The organism is Flavobacterium sangjuense (assembly GCF_004797125.1).
Taxonomy (GTDB): Bacteria; Bacteroidota; Bacteroidia; order Flavobacteriales; family Flavobacteriaceae; genus Flavobacterium; species Flavobacterium sangjuense.
The window spans coordinates 917,913-934,771 of the sequence record NZ_CP038810.1 but is presented as its reverse complement, the minus strand read 5'-3'; the positions used below and the strand labels follow the sequence as shown (position 1 = coordinate 934,771).

Here is a 16,859-nt window from a genome sequence, read left to right as displayed (position 1 = left end):
AAAAAATATTATTTGTTAAAAATCGCCTTATAAATATCATTCCCGTTGGCAAACAGCAATAACGAAATAAGTAAAACAAAGCCAACCATTTGGGCATTTTCCAAGAACTTATCGCTAGGTTTTCTACCGCTAATCAATTCGTATAATAAAAACATTACATGGCCACCATCCAATGCTGGTATAGGCAATAAATTCATTACACCAAGCATGATTGATAACAATGCCGTGATATTCCAAAACGCTTCCCAACTCCAGGTTTGTGGAAATATATTGAATATGGCAGCAAAACCACCAACGCCTTTGTAAGCACCTGTGCTAGGAGTGAAAATAGCTTTTAGTTGTTTTCCATAACTGCTAAGTTGGTCAAAACCTTTGTTAATTCCAACCGGAATTGATTCAAAAAAACCATATTCTTCTTTGCTTACTTTATACAATCCCAACTTTTCTAAATCATCATACGGGATTTTAGCAGCATAGGCAACTCCAAGTTTGGCACTATCACTGACTTTTATATTCGCAGCAATTTCTTTACCGTCTCTTTTGATACCTACCGGAACTGTTTTGCCTTTCAAAGTATCTAGTGATGCTAAGACTTCATCTGCAAATTTTACGGGTTTTCCATTGAGGCTGGTTATAATATCTTTTGGCTGCAGTACGGCTTTGTTTTGCGAATCATCCTGAACTTCTCTAACAATAAAAGGAAGGCGCAGTTCTAATAACGATGCTCTTTTGCCCTGCATCAATTGATCAATAAAGTTCCCCGGAAAATGCACTTTTACTTCCTGACCATCACGAAGCACTATTATTTCTTTAGACAAAAATGCCTTTTCATTAGCTTCATAAAAACGTTCTATTTTTTCACCATCAATAGAAACCAATTTATCTCCTGTCTTTAAACCAGCTTTCTCCACTACCGGATTGGCAATCCAAATACCATCTTTCACTTCACTATTAGCAATATATTGCTCGCCATAGAAAAAGCTCATCCCAATATAAATGATAAACGCCAAAATAAAATTCACCGTAACACCACCAAGCATGATGATTAATCGTTGCCAGGCTGGTTTAGAACGAAATTCCCATGGTTGTGGTGGCAATGCCATTTGTTCTTTGTCCATGCTTTCATCTATCATTCCTGATATTTTTACATAGCCTCCAAGTGGCAACCATCCGATACCGTATTCGGTTTCGCCGATTTTCTTTTTCAATAAAGAATATTTGATGTCAAAAAACAAATAGAATTTCTCTACTCGTGTCTTAAATAATTTGGCAGGAATAAAATGTCCTAATTCGTGAAGTATAATTAGTATTGATAAACTCAGTAAAAATTGAGATAATTTGATTGCAATTTCCATTTCTTATGTATCGATTTCTTTTAAACGCACAAAAGTAAGGTTTCCACCTTACTCTTGCACATAATAGTTTGTATAAGGTTATTTTTTTATGAATTTTTTATGATAAGTGCCTTCTGTCGTCTGAATATCCACATAATGAACGCCCGTTGACAGACTGCTTACCAAAAAATCTAAAGTCGAATTTTCCATAACTTTTTGTCCCAGATTGTTGTAAACAATTACTTTTTCCAGTGTTGATGTACTCGGCATTTGAATATGCACTACATCCGAACTTGGATTAGGATAAATCGAAACCGCGCTGTCTAAATCAAAGTTTTGATTTCCTAAGGTAACTGTAGAATTGGCATCAGCTATTAAATGTCGTTTAGGATCAAATTCAACACCCGTAATTGAAAAAGGAACACTAGTGATAATTACTTCGCCGTTAACCGTATTGTTCAATACGATATCCGCTTGTTGTCCACCGGAACCATAAACTCTAACCGGAACCGGCATTTCAAAATAAGAAACCGAAGCATCCGATTGGGTTTGGTTAATCACAAATCTGGCTTGTCCTGCGCCCCAATTTTGAGCCGTAATCGTATAAGTCGGATAGCCTTGATTGTATATCCAATCGTTAAAGAACTCTGTTAAACTTTGTCCGTAAACCGTTTCCATATGGGTTTTGAAATCGGTAGTTACGGCATATTTATAAGCCAAATTTGGATCGGCTAAATAGTTTCTAACTCCTTGAAAGAACAAAGCATCACCCAATTTAAAACGCAGCATTTCCAAAACCATAGCGCCTTTGTTATAACTCAATCGGCTGCTGAAAATTCTGTTTACATTGGTGGCTTGTAAATCAGTTAAATAAACATTCCCGGCCGGACTTGAAGTAATATATTCTATCATACCTTCCTTTTCGGTTACAAAAGCATCAGCGCCATCAAAATTTTCAATCACTAAAGTCGCCAAATAAGTTGCAAATCCTTCATTTAACCAAATGTCTTTCCACGAACCACAAGTCACTTTATCCCCAAACCATTGGTGCCCCATTTCGTGAGCAATCAATTGTCTGCTAAAATTAGCCATAAACGAAACCGTCGTATGCTCCATTCCGCCGCCCCAACTAAACTGAGCATGCCCATATTTTTCGTTGCGAAAAGGATATGGCTCAAACAGTGTTTCATATAAATTCATTATTCCTAATGTTTCATTTAAATCCGAAACAGCAGAACTATAATTTTCAGGATAAACATAATTTACAACAGGAAATGTATTTGGCGCCGTTCCAGCGGTTTGGTTGTATACTTGGTAATTTGTAACCGCCATACAAATCAAATAAGCCGGAATCGGGTAACCGTGATGAAAATGCGTTGTCTTGTTGGCACCATTGATTACAGGTGCTTCGGGTTCAACTCCGTTAGAAACGGCAATATATTGTGATGGTGCAGTAACATAAACATCTATAGTATCAATTTTATCATTCAAATCCTGCTTACAAGGCCACCAGTCTCTGGCTCCAAATGGCTCTGAAAGTGTCCAAATAATTGGACTGCCGTTATGCGTTGACTGAACAAACGAATCAAAACCATTCTGCGGCGGAACACCCGAATAATTAATCTCAACCGTAGCTGAAGTTCCAGTAGTTTGAGTCGCAGGTAACGTAATAATCAACTCATTATTGGTGTTTTCGACAAAAGTCAAATTGGTTGCTCCTATTTTAACCGAACTCGCGGTTAGTTCATTAGCAAAATCAAATGTTACCGTAGTCATGTTTGCCAATGCTGTGTAGGTCGTATACACTTTTCCTGTGATAAACTTCACCGTTGGATTAACTGTAAATTCCAATCTGTGGTAGGTAACATTGTAGTTAGCCGTATTTGGGTTGACTTCAATATTCATTTGTTGCTCCGCAGATTTCATTTCAGCTTCAGCAATCGAATTGGTTTTGTTTAAGTTTCTTTGCGCAAAAACAGTAGATATCGAAAGGCAAAGTAATAGTAAGTAGGTTTTCTTCATAGCATTGTGAAAATTTTTGCGAATATACTAATAATCAATACGAATTAATCTTAAATATTCTATAAACTAATATATTGATAACACTTTAAATACGTAGAACCCGAAGCCTAAGTTTTTGTATATCGGAAACGTTATATCAAACATTTCATTAAATTTGCGTCCATATATAAAAATATCATGTTACAGATAAGTTACATCAGAGATAATAAAGAAAAAGTGATTGCGGCTTTGGCCAAAAGAAACATGGATGTGAAGACACTTGTGGAAGAAGTAATCGCATTAGATGAAAACAGAAGAAGCACACAAGTTGCCTTAGACAATACTTTGGCGGAAGCCAACAAACTATCATCAGCCATTGGCGATTTGATGAAAAGTGGTGAAAAAGCAAAAGCCGATATTTTAAAACTAAAAACGGTTCAGCTAAAAGAAACCAGCAAAGAACTTGGTGAAAAATCAGAGGCGCTGGCGAATGAACTTTTAGAAAAAATGTATCAGTTGCCAAATCTTCCTGCAGATATTGTTCCGGTTGGAAAAACTCCCGAAGAAAATCTAAACGTTTTTGAAGAAGGTGAAGTTCCTGTTTTGCACGAAGGAGCACAACCTCACTGGGAATTGGTAAAAAAATACGACATCATCGATTTTGAATTGGGCGTAAAAATCACTGGCGCTGGATTTCCTGTTTATAAAGGAAAAGGAGCCAAACTACAACGCGCGCTGATTTCTTATTTCTTAGATAAAAATACCGAAGCCGGTTATCAGGAGTTTCAAGTGCCACATTTGGTTAACGAAGCTTCTGCTTACGGAACCGGACAATTGCCGGACAAAGAAGGACAAATGTACCATGATGCAACCGACGATTTATATTTAATTCCAACTGCTGAAGTTCCGGTAACGAATATTTTCCGCGATGTGATTTTACAGGAAAGCGAACTGCCAATTTTATGTACAGGATATACGCCATGTTTCCGTCGTGAAGCAGGTTCTTATGGCGCACATGTTCGTGGTTTGAATCGTTTGCATCAATTTGACAAAGTAGAAATAGTGCGCATCGAACATCCTGATAAATCGTATGAAGCTTTAGACGGTATGGTGGAACATGTGAAAACAATATTGCAGGAATTAAAATTACCGTACCGAATTCTGCGTCTTTGTGGTGGCGATATGGGTTTTGCTTCGGCTTTGACTTATGATTTTGAAGTGTTTTCTACAGCACAGGATAAATGGTTGGAAATTAGTTCGGTTTCCAATTTCGAAACGTTCCAGGCGAATCGTCTGAAATTGCGTTTCAAAGGAAAAGAAGGCAAAACACAATTAGCACATACCCTGAACGGAAGTTCATTGGCATTGCCAAGAGTTTTAGCCGGAATCATTGAAAATTATCAAACGCCGGAAGGTATCGTAATCCCGGAAGTATTGCGCAAGTACACCGGATTTGACATCATAAACTAAAAAAGTTAATCTTTCGCAAACAATGTACTAATTGGACACAAAAGTGTTACTTTAGTACATTGTTCGTTTCTATAAAAAACCCATGAAAAAAATTCTCACCATACTGGTTTTATTCGTTTCGCTTTTGGCAAATGCCCAAAGTGAGCAATTGGCGAATAATTATTTTGACCGTGGCGAATTTGAAAAAGCATTGGTGATTTATGAAGACCTATTAAAATCGCAGGAGGGTGTTTTTATTTATTTCCAGCGGACGATTGAGTGTTACCAACAATTACAGCAATTTGACAAAGCTGAAAAACTGTTGGAAAGCCGAATAGACAAATACAAGCAAAGCAATCTTTTGGTCGAATTGGGATTCAATTATCAGTTGCAAAAAAACCAGGAGAAAGCCAATAAATATTACAATCAGGCGATTGATAAAATCAAGAAAAATGCTAATGAGGTATACGGAATTGCCTATGTTTTCGAAAGAAAGGCCTTGGTAGATTATGCACTTTTGGCTTACCAAACTGCCTTGGAAAAAGACCCTAAACTGCCTGTTAATTTTCAAATGGCTACGCTTTATGGGCAAAAGGGCAATACCGATTTGATGATTGATATGTTCCTGCAGGAATCCTATCAAAATCCACAAAATCTGCCGCTGATTCAAAATCAGTTATCCCGATTTATGACAGAAGAAGTGGATACCAGTTTTAACGATTCGCTTAAAAAAGCACTCTTGCTCAGAGCACAAAAAACGCAGGATGTTTTTTGGAATGATTTCTTAAGCTGGCTTTTTATTCAACAAAAAGAATACGGCAAAGCCTTTATTCAGCAAAAAGCAATTTACAAACGAAATCCTGATTCTTTTTTCAATATTGTGAATTTGGGTCAAATGGCCATTGAAGACAATGATCAGGATTCGGCCAAAGAGATTATGAGTTTTGTAATTGAAAATACCAAGGATTTAGAAATGCTCATCCAGTCACATTCCTATTTGATAGAAATGAAAATTGACCACGCCACAGAGAAAGATTATCCGGCCATAACAGCTGAACTGGATGCACTGATTAAGGAATTTGGCGTAAGCCCATACACCCTTTCGCTTTTAAAATTAGAGGCTAATTTCAACGCTTTTCATTTGAACAATGTAGAAAAAGGCAAAGCAATTTTGAAAAGCGCCATGGAAATGCCGATTAACAGATATCAATTGGCTGAAGTAAAAATGGAATTGGCCGACATTTATTTATTTGAAGAAAAGTTTAATCAGGCGTTGATTTATTATTCCCAAATTGATGAAGACATGAGTGGCGATGTGGTTGGTCAGGAAGCCAGTTTAAAAACCGCCAGAACCAGTTATTTTAAAACCGATTTTGAATGGGCATCACACCAATTAAAAGTCTTGAAATCGGCTTCGTCACAACTGATTGCCAATGATGCATTGGATTTATTTTTACTAATCAGTGACAACACGGTCGAAGATTCTTTACAGGTGGCTTTGAAGAAATTTGCGCGTGCAGATTTTCTTTTATATCAGAATAAAAAGAAGGAATCGTTGGCAGCATTTCAACTGATTTTAAAAGAACACAAAGGCGAAGATATTGAACCGATAACGCTTTTACGCATTGGGAAAATCTATGAAAAATTAGGTGATTATACGAATGCATTAGCTAACTATGACGCCATAATTACAAAACACAAAGACTGCATTTATATTGATGAAGCACTTTATTTTTCAGCTGAAATATATAACAACCAACTGAAAGATGTAGAAAAAGCAAAACCGCTTTATGAAGAAATGCTCACCAAACATGAAGACAGTATTTACTACGTTGATTCGCGGAACAAGTACAGAAAACTACGCGGTGACACTAATCTTTAATTCGAATAACCGAATACACAAATAACCGAATAACCATTTTCAAAATGATACTTTATAACGTAACAATAAACATCCACGAAAGCGTTCACGACCAATGGATGAAATGGATGCAGGAAAAACACATCAACGATATGCTGGCTACCGGAAAATTTTCTTCTGCCCGCATGGTAAAGGTTTTGGTCGAGGAAGAAATGGGCGGAACAACATATTCTATTCAATTCACAACTGATTCCAAAGAAACATTGCAGCGTTATTATGATGAAGATGCACCTAAACTCAGAGCTGAAAGTGCTTTGTTGTTTGGAGACAAAATGCTGGCTTTTAGAACAGAATTGGAGTTGATTTCTGAACATTAAGAAATAAAAATAACATCGTGACTTTGCGCCTTTGTGACTTTGCGAGAAATAAAAATAGTGCGGTGGTTTGTACCCTCACAAAGACAATATGAACGACGTAAGAGCCAAAAAACATCTCGGACAACACTTCCTAACGGATGAATCTATTGCCCAAAACATAGCCAACACTTTGAATTTTGAAGGCTATGATATTACTTTGGAAATTGGCCCCGGAATGGGAGTTTTAACCAAATATCTTTTGGAAAAACCTACCGAAACCTATGTCATTGAAATCGACACTGAATCGGTAACGTATTTGGATACGCATTATCCAAAACTGCACGGCAAAATCATTTCTAAAGATTTCCTGAAATACAATATCAACGAAGTTTTCGAAGGAAAGCCATTTGCTATCATTGGTAATTTCCCGTATAATATTTCGTCACAGATTGTGTTCAAATGTTTGGAATTACGTCATCAGGTTCCTGAGTTTTCGGGTATGTTTCAAAAAGAAGTAGCTGAACGCATCTGTGAAAAAAAAGGAACCAAAACCTACGGAATCCTTTCTGTTTTGGTTCAGGCTTTTTATGATGCCGAATACCTGTTTACGGTTTCACCTGATGTTTTTAATCCACCACCAAAAGTAAATTCGGGTGTTTTGCGCTTACGCAGAAAAGAGAATTTCACTTTACCTTGTAATGAAAAATTATTCTTTTCGGTAGTAAAAACCGGTTTCCAGCAACGCCGCAAAACATTGCGGAATAGCTTAAAATCATTCAACCTTTCGGATAATTTAAAAGAAGATACTATCTTTGACCTCCGTCCGGAGCAATTAAGCGTTGAACAGTTCATAGAACTCACTCAAAAAATAGAAGCCAATGCAGTTTAAAATCAGCAAAGAACTCTTAGAGCAAATCGAGCAGCTCATTCATCAAAAAAATGACCAGGAATTGGCTGTTTTGTTGAATGACTTGCACCATGCCGATATTGCTGAGATTTTTGATGAATTAGACATTGACGAAGCGACTTATATTTTTAGAATTTTAGACAGTGAAATCACCGCTGAAATCCTTCCCGAACTGGAAGATGACATTCGTGAAAAAATTCTTCAAGGCCTTTCTGCCAAAGAAATTGCAGAAGAATTAGATGAATTGGATACCGATGACGCTGCCGATATCATCGCCGAACTTTCGCAAAGCAAAAAAGAAGAAGTAATCTCGGAACTTGAAGACGTTGAACACGCCAAAGACATTGTCGACTTGTTGCGCTATAGCGAAGCTACTGCCGGTGGTTTGATGGGGAAAGAGATGGTGAAAGTTAATGAAAACTGGAACGTTCTAACCTGCGTCAAAGAAATGCGAATGCAGGCCGAACACGTTACCCGCGTTCATTCTATTTATGTAGTGGATGATGAAAATCGTTTGAAAGGAAGATTATCGCTAAAAGATTTATTGACGACTTCTACCAAAACGCCAATCAGCGAAGTATATATCAAAAAAGTAGATTACGTAAATGTAGACACGCCAAATACCGAAGTTGCACGAGTAATGCAAAAGTATGACCTGGAAGCGATTCCTGTTGTAGATGAAATGGGAAGATTGGTGGGTCGTGTGACCATCGATGATATCGTTGACGTAATCAAGGAAGAAGCCGACAAGGATTACCAAATGGCGGCTGGTATCACGCAGGACGTTGAAGCGGGCGACAGCGTTTTCGAAATGATAAAAGCACGTTTACCCTGGCTTTTGATTGGAATGGCAATTGAAATCGTAGCGTCGTTTGTTTTAAAAGGAAACGAATCAGCTTTTGACAAATACAAAACCCTTATTATTTTTGTCCCTTTGCTTTCGGCAACTGCAGGAAATATTGGTGTTCAGGCTTCGGCTATTGTGGTACAGGGATTGGCCAACGGTTCACTAAAAGAATTCAGCAGCAATTACTTCAAAAAAGAACTTTTTGTAGCCATGTTATCCGGAACTGTCATTTCTGTCTTTTTACTGATTTTTCATTCCGTTGTCTATCAACAATACCATGTAGGAATAGCCATTTCGATTTCGATGATAGTAGTAATCCTTTTTGCCGCTATGCTTGGAACTCTGGTTCCGTTGTTTCTTCACAAAAACAAAATTGACCCGGCAATCGCAACCGGGCCATTTATCACTACAACCAATGACGTTTTCGGGATTATGATTTATTTTGCAATTGCGCGGTTGATTCTCGGGTTTTAAATCATATTCATTTCTAATTATTTTCTAACTTTAGACTTTTATCACGTAAATTTCATACGATGAAATCTAAACTCTTATTCTTATTTTGTTGCTTTTTTTATTTGGGTCAGGCCCAAAAATCTGCTGCCTATTATAATGAACCTTATCGCCCACAGTTTCATTTTACGCCCGAAGCCCATTGGATGAATGATCCAAATGGATTGGTCTATCTGAATGGCAAATACCATTTGTTTTACCAATATTATCCCGAAGGAACAGTTTGGGGACCAATGCATTGGGGACACGCGGAAAGCACTGATTTATTGCATTGGAAACACTTACCAATTGCCTTGTATCCGGATAAATTAGGAATGATATTTTCAGGAAGTGCTGTAATTGATAAAGAAAACACAGCTGGTTTTGGGAAAAATGCTATGGTCGCAATTTTCACTTATCACGATGACGAAATCTGGAAAGCCGGAAAGAAAAACACCGAAAGCCAAGGATTAGCCTATAGTGTAGACGAAGGAAAAACATGGACAAAACACAATGGAAATCCAGTGTTGAATAATTCGGGTGAACAGGATTTTAGAGACCCAAAAGTATTTTGGAATGAAACTATTTCAAAGTGGAATATGGTCTTGGCGGTTGGAGATAAAATTAAAATCTTTTCATCAGCTAATTTAAAAGAATGGCAGTTTGAAAGCGATTTTAAGCCGGATGATGATGTACAAAATTTAGGCGTTTGGGAATGTCCTGATTTGTTCCCAATGAAAGTAAAAGGTTCTGCCGAAACCAAATGGGTAATGATTGTAAATCACGGAGACAAAGCACCAAATGGCGGTTCTGGAACACGTTATTTTATTGGAAATTTTGATGGAAAAAAGTTTATAAACAGTCAAAAGTCTCTTTGGATGGACAGTGGTACTGATTTTTATGCGGCTGTTACTTTTTCAAATGTTCCTAATGACAAAAAAATTCTTTTGGGCTGGATGAGTAATTGGCTATATGCGACTAAGGTGCCAACCGAAGTTTGGCGCAGTGCTATGACTTTACCACGAGAGTTGGAACTGACTACAAATGGTTATTTCTACTTTTTAAATCAAAAAATGATACCGCAGTTTTCTAGTTTACTGTCTCCGGTTTTTGAAAGTAAGGAAGTCAAAACCCCATTCGAAAAGGAAGCACTAAATTTATCCCAAGCCCAAATTACATTTGAAACAAACGGAGTTTCTGATGCAATAATTTCGTTATCCAATAACAACGGAGAAGTGTTTACGATTACATTATCCGGCGGTAATTTGGTTACAGACAGAAGCAATTCGGGTAAAATAGATTTCAATGAAAACTTTGCCAATAAACCACAAGTAATGCCTTTAGCAGGAGATAAAATAACAAATGTTCAACTCATTTTAGATAAATCTTCAATTGAGATTTTATTGAATAACGGGAAATACTCAATGACCAATTTATTTTTTCCTAATGAAGACTATTCCGTCTTAAGTATTATAACGAATGAGAATAAACCTATTCAGAATTTAAAAATTAGTTCTGTGAAAAGGATTTGGTAAAAAAGAAAAAGCTCCCCTAAAAAGGAGAGCTTTTTGTACCCGGAGCCAATCAAACAAAAATGTTTGACTCGCTCCTAAAAGAAAAAGCCCTTCTTTCGAAGAGCTTTTTGTACCCGGAGCCGGAGTCGAACCGGCACGGTTTCCCACAGGTGTTTGAGACCAGCGCGTCTACCAATTCCGCCATCCGGGCTTGACAGACAAAACCAACAACAGTTGGTTTATCGCGAAAAACAAAAGCCAAAATGACTGCTTGCTTTTAAACACGGTGCAAATGTAAAAAATAAAATATCATATTCTAAAAAAAATACTCTAAAATATCCTTTCAGAGTTGGATTTAATTTCTAAATTTGCACCTCGGTAAAACGAACAACAACTAACTAACTACATTCGAGGCACTTCCGCAAGGAATTAATCGGACAAAAACAACAAATTATAATGTCGCATTTAGAACCAGAAGCAAAGATATTTGCGTGTTCGCAAAGCGTCTACCTTGCTGAACAAATAGCCGAAAACTATGGTGTTCCGCTTGGTAAAGTAACGTTCTCAAAATTTAGTGATGGTGAATTTCAACCTTCTTTTGAAGAATCAATAAGAGGATTGCGTGTTTTTATTGTTTGCTCTACATTTCCGAGTGCCGACAATTTAATGGAACTTTTGTTAATGATTGATGCTGCTAAAAGAGCATCAGCCCGACACATTACTCCCGTAATTCCGTATTTTGGTTACGCAAGACAAGACAGAAAAGACAAACCAAGAGTTCCAATTGGAGCAAAACTGATAGCAAAACTATTGGAAACTGCAGGAGCGACCCGAATTATGACAATGGATTTACACGCCGATCAGATTCAGGGTTTCTTTGAAATGCCGGTAGATCATTTGTTTGCATCGACTATCTTTTTGCCTTATGTTAAGAGTTTGCAGTTAGACAATTTAACAATCGCATCTCCGGATATGGGTGGTTCAAAAAGAGCGTATGCGTATTCTAAGTTTTTAGAATCGGATGTGGTAATTTGTTACAAACAACGAAAAGCTGCCAACGTGATTGACACTATGGAGTTGATTGGTGAAGTAAAAGGAAGAAACGTGATTTTGGTTGATGATATGATCGATACCGGAGGAACGTTAGCCAAAGCGGCAGATTTGATGATGGAAAAAGGCGCTTTGAGCGTAAGAGCTATTTGTACACATCCTATCCTTTCGGGCGAGGCATATGAAAAAATAGAAAATTCCAAATTACTGGAATTGATAGTTACCGATTCTATTCCGTTAAAGAGGGAATCAAATAAGATAAAAGTGGTGAGTTGTGCGCCTCTTTTTGCAGAAGTAATGAACATGGTTCAGCACAACAATTCCATCAGCGGTAAATTCCTGATGTAATTCAAACAAGTATTTTTTTATTAATTAATATATTTTACAATGAAATCGATTACGATTAAAGGATCACAAAGAGAAAGCGTGGGCAAAGTTGCGACTAAGGCGGTACGTAATGCTGGAATGGTTCCTTGCGTTATTTACGGAGGAAAAACACCAGTGCATTTTGCAGCAGAAGAAAAAGCATTCAAAAGCTTGGTTTACACTCCAAACGCACACACAGTTGTGATAGATTTGGATGGTAAAACTACCAATGCAGTATTGCAGGACATTCAGTTTCACCCGGTTTCGGACAGAATCAACCACATTGACTTCTTTCAATTGGATGACAACAAAGAAATCATTATGGAAGTACCGGTTAAAGTAACAGGAACTTCTCCTGGTGTACTTTTAGGAGGTGTTTTGAACTTGAATCAACGTAGATTAAAAGTGAAAGCTTTACCAAAAAATCTACCTGATTATGTTGAAGCAAACATTGCTGAATTACAAATGGGTAACAAATTGTATGTAACAAAATTACCTACACCAAACTTTAAATTGATGCACCCTGACAACACTGTTGTAGCTCAAGTTAAGATTTCTCGTGCGGCTATGAAAGCAGCACAGGAAGCAGCAAAAGCAGAAAAAGGAGCAGCAAAAAAGAAAAAATAATTAATTTATTTTTCGATTATAGAAAAGCATCAGTTTTACTGGTGCTTTTTTTATGCAATCAAATTAGTTTACTTTTGTTAAATGAATTGGATTAAAAATCTGTTTAGAAAAAATATAATCTCTGAAAACTCAGAAGAAATGAAAAAATTCCTAATCGTCGGTCTTGGAAACATTGGTGCCGAATATGTAAATACTCGCCATAATATAGGTTTCAAAATAGTAGATTATGTGGCTTCAAAACATGCTGTTTCTTTTGAAACGGCTAAGCTTGGCGCTGTCACAGAATTCAGTATCAAAGGAAGGAAACTTATTCTTCTAAAGCCTAATACATACATGAATCTAAGTGGCAAAGCGGTTCAATATTGGATGCAAAAAGAAAACATTGCCAAAGAAAATGTTTTGGTAATCACCGATGATTTGAATCTGGCTTTTGGCACTATTCGCATAAAAGCAAAAGGTACCGATGGCGGCCATAATGGTTTAAAAAACATTCAGCTTATTTTAAATACTTCTGAGTATCCTCGTTTTCGTTTTGGCATAAGTGATGAATTCAAAAAAGGGCAACAAGTAGATTATGTTCTTGGTGAATGGAATGATACTGAAAAAGAAAAGCTTCCTGAACGATTTGAAATAGCTAAACAAATAGTTGAATCTTTTGCTTTAGCCGGATTAAACGAAACCATGAACAACTTTAATGGTAAATAAAAACGGTACTCTTTTTGAGTATCGTCAAGAAATAAATTTTATTAAAATGAAAAGACTTTTTTTTATCCCACTGGCATTTATGATGTCATTTTGTAAATGTCCAAAAGCGGCCATTTCAGAATCAAATAAAAGTGTAATAGAATCTGTTTGTCCTGAAGAAGGAAAATGTACTGTTGAACTTTTAAAGAATAAAAGTTTGGATGTCAAAGCTGATGAATTTGGCAGTCTCTATTATCAAATTTCGGAGTCAAATGAAACTTCAGTATTGATTTACAGATATGACAAAAATGTTCCAAAAGACCTTCAGGATGCAAATTACAGGGAAGAAATTATTTTCGAAATCAATAATAAAACGCAAACCTTAATCCTTAGCGGAAAAGATTTACAGCAATCCAAAATGATTTATGGTCGTTTTGGTTTTGGCAAAGGGCAAACCGGAAACTATAAAGTACAAGAAGGAAACTTAAATTTGAAACGAGAAGGTGATACTGTTCGATTTGATTTAAATTTTAAAGTCGGTCAAGTACCTCTACTTATAAACCCGATTAAGGCTACTGTAAAATAAAAATGTCCTCTTGAATAATCAAGAGGACATTTTTTATTCAACTTATAAATTGATTATTCTATTATAAGTTTTTTTACTTCTTTTCTATTTCCATCTTTAACCGTTACAAGATATACTCCGGCTTGAACTGAAGTCAACTGAACGTTTTGTTCAAATGTTCCTGTATTTTGATAGTTTCTACTGAAAATTTCTCTACCTCTGATGTCGTGAACAACAACGCCAATTTCATTACTTGATGAAGAATTAAATCGGATGTTGAAATTTCCATTCCCCGGATTCGGATAAAGTACAAACTGATCTAAACCAAAGTCTTCCGTAAGTAAGGTTAGCGTTTGGGCACACACTTCAATAGACCAAGAGTTAATTGTTCCGGTATCATCATTATAAAAATCTCCGGCTAATAAAGACCATGTCCCAAGAGTACTTCCACCGTTGAAAGGAGCTAAAGGTGATGAAGGAGCGAATGTTCCTGTCATATTAGCTGCACAACTAAATGCTGCAGCACCATCACTTAAAGTGACATTAAAATTATCGTTCCCTGCACACGCTCTACTCCAAACAGGAACCTGAGTTGTATTTCCAGGGTTATTTATTGCAATTATTAAGTCTTGCGGATAAGTATGTGATACGTTTAATCCAATATTAACATCAGATATTGTACCTGTTATAGGCACATTTATTGAATTTGAAACAATTGCTCCCGGTGAATTAGCCCCAACTCCATCAGGAACCACCAAAGGAGTAGTATTTGTATAAGTATTACATGTAGTTGCTATTGTATAACCAAGCGCTACACTTTTAGAAACAGCATAAAATATATTACCAACTGCTTCAATCATGATACGACAGTAAGGAGCAGCGGTAGTTGGCATTGTTACAGTTTGTGTCCCGTCATTAGGAGTGTTAGCTGCTAAAACCGTTGGGAAAGTAGCTCCACCATCCGTTGACAATAAGATGTTTACGTTTGCTGTATTAATGTTATTTGCTGTAGTGCCGGCAACATTCCAAGTAATCGTTTGTGAAGAGCCTAAGCCCCATGAAACATTCTCAACACTAGGATTTGTAATCGTAAATGGCCCAACAGCAGCACATGTTACAATCATATTGTCTCTATTCGTTTGTCCTCCGTTTGGCGTTCTGTTATCTCTAACTGTTAAGGCAAAAGTGAATGATCTTGCAACAGTTGGAATAACTTCCCATGTTGGAGCCAAGTTACCAGCTAATACTTCTGAAAAAACAGGCATATAACGATTTGGAGAAGTTGAAGGTGGACGTGATCTGAAATTTGGTCCTGTAGTTGCTGTTTGTGTTGGTGGTTGAGTAGAAACCTGTGTATTTGTTTGCTCCCAGCAATAGGTTAATGCATCTCCATTAGCATCAGAAGCGGTTCCTTTTAAGATAAAGGCTGTTCCGTTTGGAATGGTATAATTTAGCCCTGCATCAACAACCGGTGCAGTATTCCCACTAGCAGTATTCACAGAACACGTTGCAGTAGTTGTAACAACAGTTGTCATTTGCGCAATGCTGATAGCATGAAAATACACATCACTATTTGATTGAATATCCGGTGCACAAATTCCGGCATAACCCATAATAGTAGTACCGCTTCCCGGCTCTACTGAAGAAGAAGTTGATCTGTTACCTCCACAATCATTATTAAAAGTATGTTGCCCTCCAAATTGATGACCCATTTCATGAGCTACATAATCTATATCATAAGGATCGCCAACAGGTGCCGGAGAACCAGTAATCCCTCTTCCTTTGCTGCCTGCTATACAAACAACACCTAAGCCTGCTAATCCACCACCACCGGTACTTACAGTATGGCCAATATCATAATTGGCAGAACCAATGTAGGTGTCAATTTCGCTTTGACTTTCTGCAATCAAATTAGTAGAACTGTCATTAGTAAAGTTATCACTAGTAACAAAAATAATCAAATCATTATTGGCTACTAAATTCATACGCAAAGACATATCTCTTTCATATAAGCCATTCACTCTTGTCATTGTTACATTCATTGCAGCAAGTACCGCTGCTTTTCTCTGTGCTAATGTACCGCCTCCAACACCTGCTGCTGTAATATGATATGCAGCATATTCAATGGTACAAGCCATAGCTAATCTATAAACTCTGAACAAACCATCGTTAACCAATGTTACATTTGGAGTAGTTTTAGCAGCAATCGCTTCGGCATCATCTTCTACTAAACAGCTAAAAGTTTTGCTGCCAGTGACACTGTTTCTGTTATAAACGATATAATTATTTAGATCTTTAGTATAAGTATCTATATAAAAAGTACCTGAATTTCCTGAAAGAGACATTACATGTAGTCCAAAAATCGTCGTACTAAAACGGATAGAAGCCGTTGGGTCTTCAACACCTTTTCCTGAATACGATTTTATATCCGGGAATTTTACAGACAATCCAGCTTCCATTATTGGTGCTTCATAAATTCTGTAATTTTGCATTTCCCCATTTGAATTTGGAAAAGTAACAATTACGTTTGACTGGATGTTGCTCGATGCTAAAGGAGCATTTTGCAACTGTGTTTTTAATGCATTAAAATTTAAAGAATATAAATCGTATTTGCTTGGGATAGAAGCCCGATCCATTTTTGGCAAATTATTTATCTTACTTTGTGATACTTTTTCCCAAAGTGAATTTTGCCCATTACTGTTTGTGAAAAATAAAACAGCAATAAACGTTAGTAGTAGTGTTTTTTTCATAATATATTAGGTTTGTTATAAGCGTTCAAAGATAGTTATCTTTTAATTATTTACAAGTA

The 16,859-nt window shown here is 36.8% G+C and carries 13 protein-coding genes and 1 tRNA gene; 10 read left to right on the top strand and 4 right to left on the bottom strand.

Annotation, left to right across the window (positions count from 1 at the left end; translation table 11 throughout):
• Positions 1 to 8: 8 nt before the first annotated feature.
• Positions 9 to 1,355 (bottom strand): RIP metalloprotease RseP, encoded by a 1,347-nt coding sequence (gene rseP, locus GS03_RS04110; protein ID WP_136151303.1) that lies wholly within the window; start codon positions 1,353 to 1,355, stop codon positions 9 to 11.
• Positions 1,356 to 1,433: 78 nt separating this feature from the next.
• Entirely contained in the window at positions 1,434 to 3,356 is a 1,923-nt protein-coding gene (locus tag GS03_RS04105) for a M1 family aminopeptidase (RefSeq protein WP_136151302.1), read from the bottom strand.
• 177 nt (positions 3,357 to 3,533) lie between these two features.
• Between GS03_RS04105 and serS the strand changes: the two genes are divergently transcribed.
• From serS to GS03_RS04075, 6 genes are all read left to right on the top strand, one after another.
• Positions 3,534 to 4,805 carry a serine--tRNA ligase gene (gene serS / locus GS03_RS04100; protein ID WP_136151301.1) on the top strand — a complete coding sequence of 424 codons (1,272 nt, stop codon included), beginning with the start codon at positions 3,534 to 3,536 and terminating at the stop codon, positions 4,803 to 4,805.
• 82 nt (positions 4,806 to 4,887) lie between these two features.
• Positions 4,888 to 6,666 carry a tetratricopeptide repeat protein gene (locus GS03_RS04095; RefSeq protein WP_136151300.1) on the top strand — a complete coding sequence of 593 codons (1,779 nt, stop codon included), beginning with the start codon at positions 4,888 to 4,890 and terminating at the stop codon, positions 6,664 to 6,666.
• Positions 6,667 to 6,710: 44 nt separating this feature from the next.
• Positions 6,711 to 7,022 (top strand): DUF4286 family protein, encoded by a 312-nt coding sequence (locus GS03_RS04090; protein ID WP_136151299.1) that lies wholly within the window; start codon positions 6,711 to 6,713, stop codon positions 7,020 to 7,022.
• An 88-nt stretch (positions 7,023 to 7,110) separates the two neighbouring features.
• Positions 7,111 to 7,890 carry a 16S rRNA (adenine(1518)-N(6)/adenine(1519)-N(6))-dimethyltransferase RsmA gene (gene rsmA, locus GS03_RS04085; RefSeq protein ID WP_136151298.1) on the top strand — a complete coding sequence of 260 codons (780 nt, stop codon included), beginning with the start codon at positions 7,111 to 7,113 and terminating at the stop codon, positions 7,888 to 7,890.
• A complete protein-coding gene (gene mgtE, locus GS03_RS04080; RefSeq protein ID WP_136151297.1) occupies positions 7,880 to 9,229 on the top strand; it encodes a magnesium transporter in 1,350 nt (449 codons plus the stop codon). Before rsmA ends, mgtE begins: the two co-directional genes overlap by 11 nt.
• A 59-nt stretch (positions 9,230 to 9,288) precedes the next feature.
• Complete coding sequence (locus GS03_RS04075) at positions 9,289 to 10,779, top strand: glycoside hydrolase family 32 protein (protein ID WP_136151296.1); 1,491 nt, start codon at positions 9,289 to 9,291, stop codon at positions 10,777 to 10,779.
• A gap of 110 nt (positions 10,780 to 10,889) precedes the next feature.
• Here GS03_RS04075 and GS03_RS04070 read toward each other — a convergent pair.
• Positions 10,890 to 10,969, bottom strand: a tRNA-Leu gene (locus GS03_RS04070).
• A 245-nt stretch (positions 10,970 to 11,214) separates the two neighbouring features.
• Between GS03_RS04070 and GS03_RS04065 the strand changes: the two genes are divergently transcribed.
• The 4 genes from GS03_RS04065 (at position 11,215) to GS03_RS04050 (ending at position 14,071) form a co-directional block, all read left to right on the top strand.
• The gene (locus GS03_RS04065) at positions 11,215 to 12,156 is read left to right on the top strand and encodes a ribose-phosphate pyrophosphokinase (RefSeq protein ID WP_136151295.1); all 942 of its coding nucleotides are present in this window, start codon (positions 11,215 to 11,217) and stop codon (positions 12,154 to 12,156) included.
• A gap of 39 nt (positions 12,157 to 12,195) precedes the next feature.
• Positions 12,196 to 12,801: a 50S ribosomal protein L25/general stress protein Ctc gene (locus GS03_RS04060; RefSeq protein WP_136151294.1), complete on the top strand. Its 606-nt coding sequence runs from the start codon at positions 12,196 to 12,198 to the stop codon at positions 12,799 to 12,801.
• 138 nt (positions 12,802 to 12,939) lie between these two features.
• Positions 12,940 to 13,506, top strand: coding sequence for an aminoacyl-tRNA hydrolase (gene pth, locus GS03_RS04055; RefSeq protein WP_246034165.1), 567 nt, complete (start codon positions 12,940 to 12,942; stop codon positions 13,504 to 13,506).
• A gap of 46 nt (positions 13,507 to 13,552) precedes the next feature.
• Positions 13,553 to 14,071, top strand: a complete 519-nt coding sequence (locus GS03_RS04050) for a hypothetical protein (protein ID WP_136151292.1) — start codon at positions 13,553 to 13,555, stop codon at positions 14,069 to 14,071.
• A gap of 53 nt (positions 14,072 to 14,124) precedes the next feature.
• Here GS03_RS04050 and GS03_RS04045 read toward each other — a convergent pair whose 3' ends face one another.
• Positions 14,125 to 16,800, bottom strand: coding sequence for a zinc-dependent metalloprotease (locus GS03_RS04045; RefSeq protein ID WP_136151291.1), 2,676 nt, complete (start codon positions 16,798 to 16,800; stop codon positions 14,125 to 14,127).
• Positions 16,801 to 16,859: the final 59 nt, after the last annotated feature.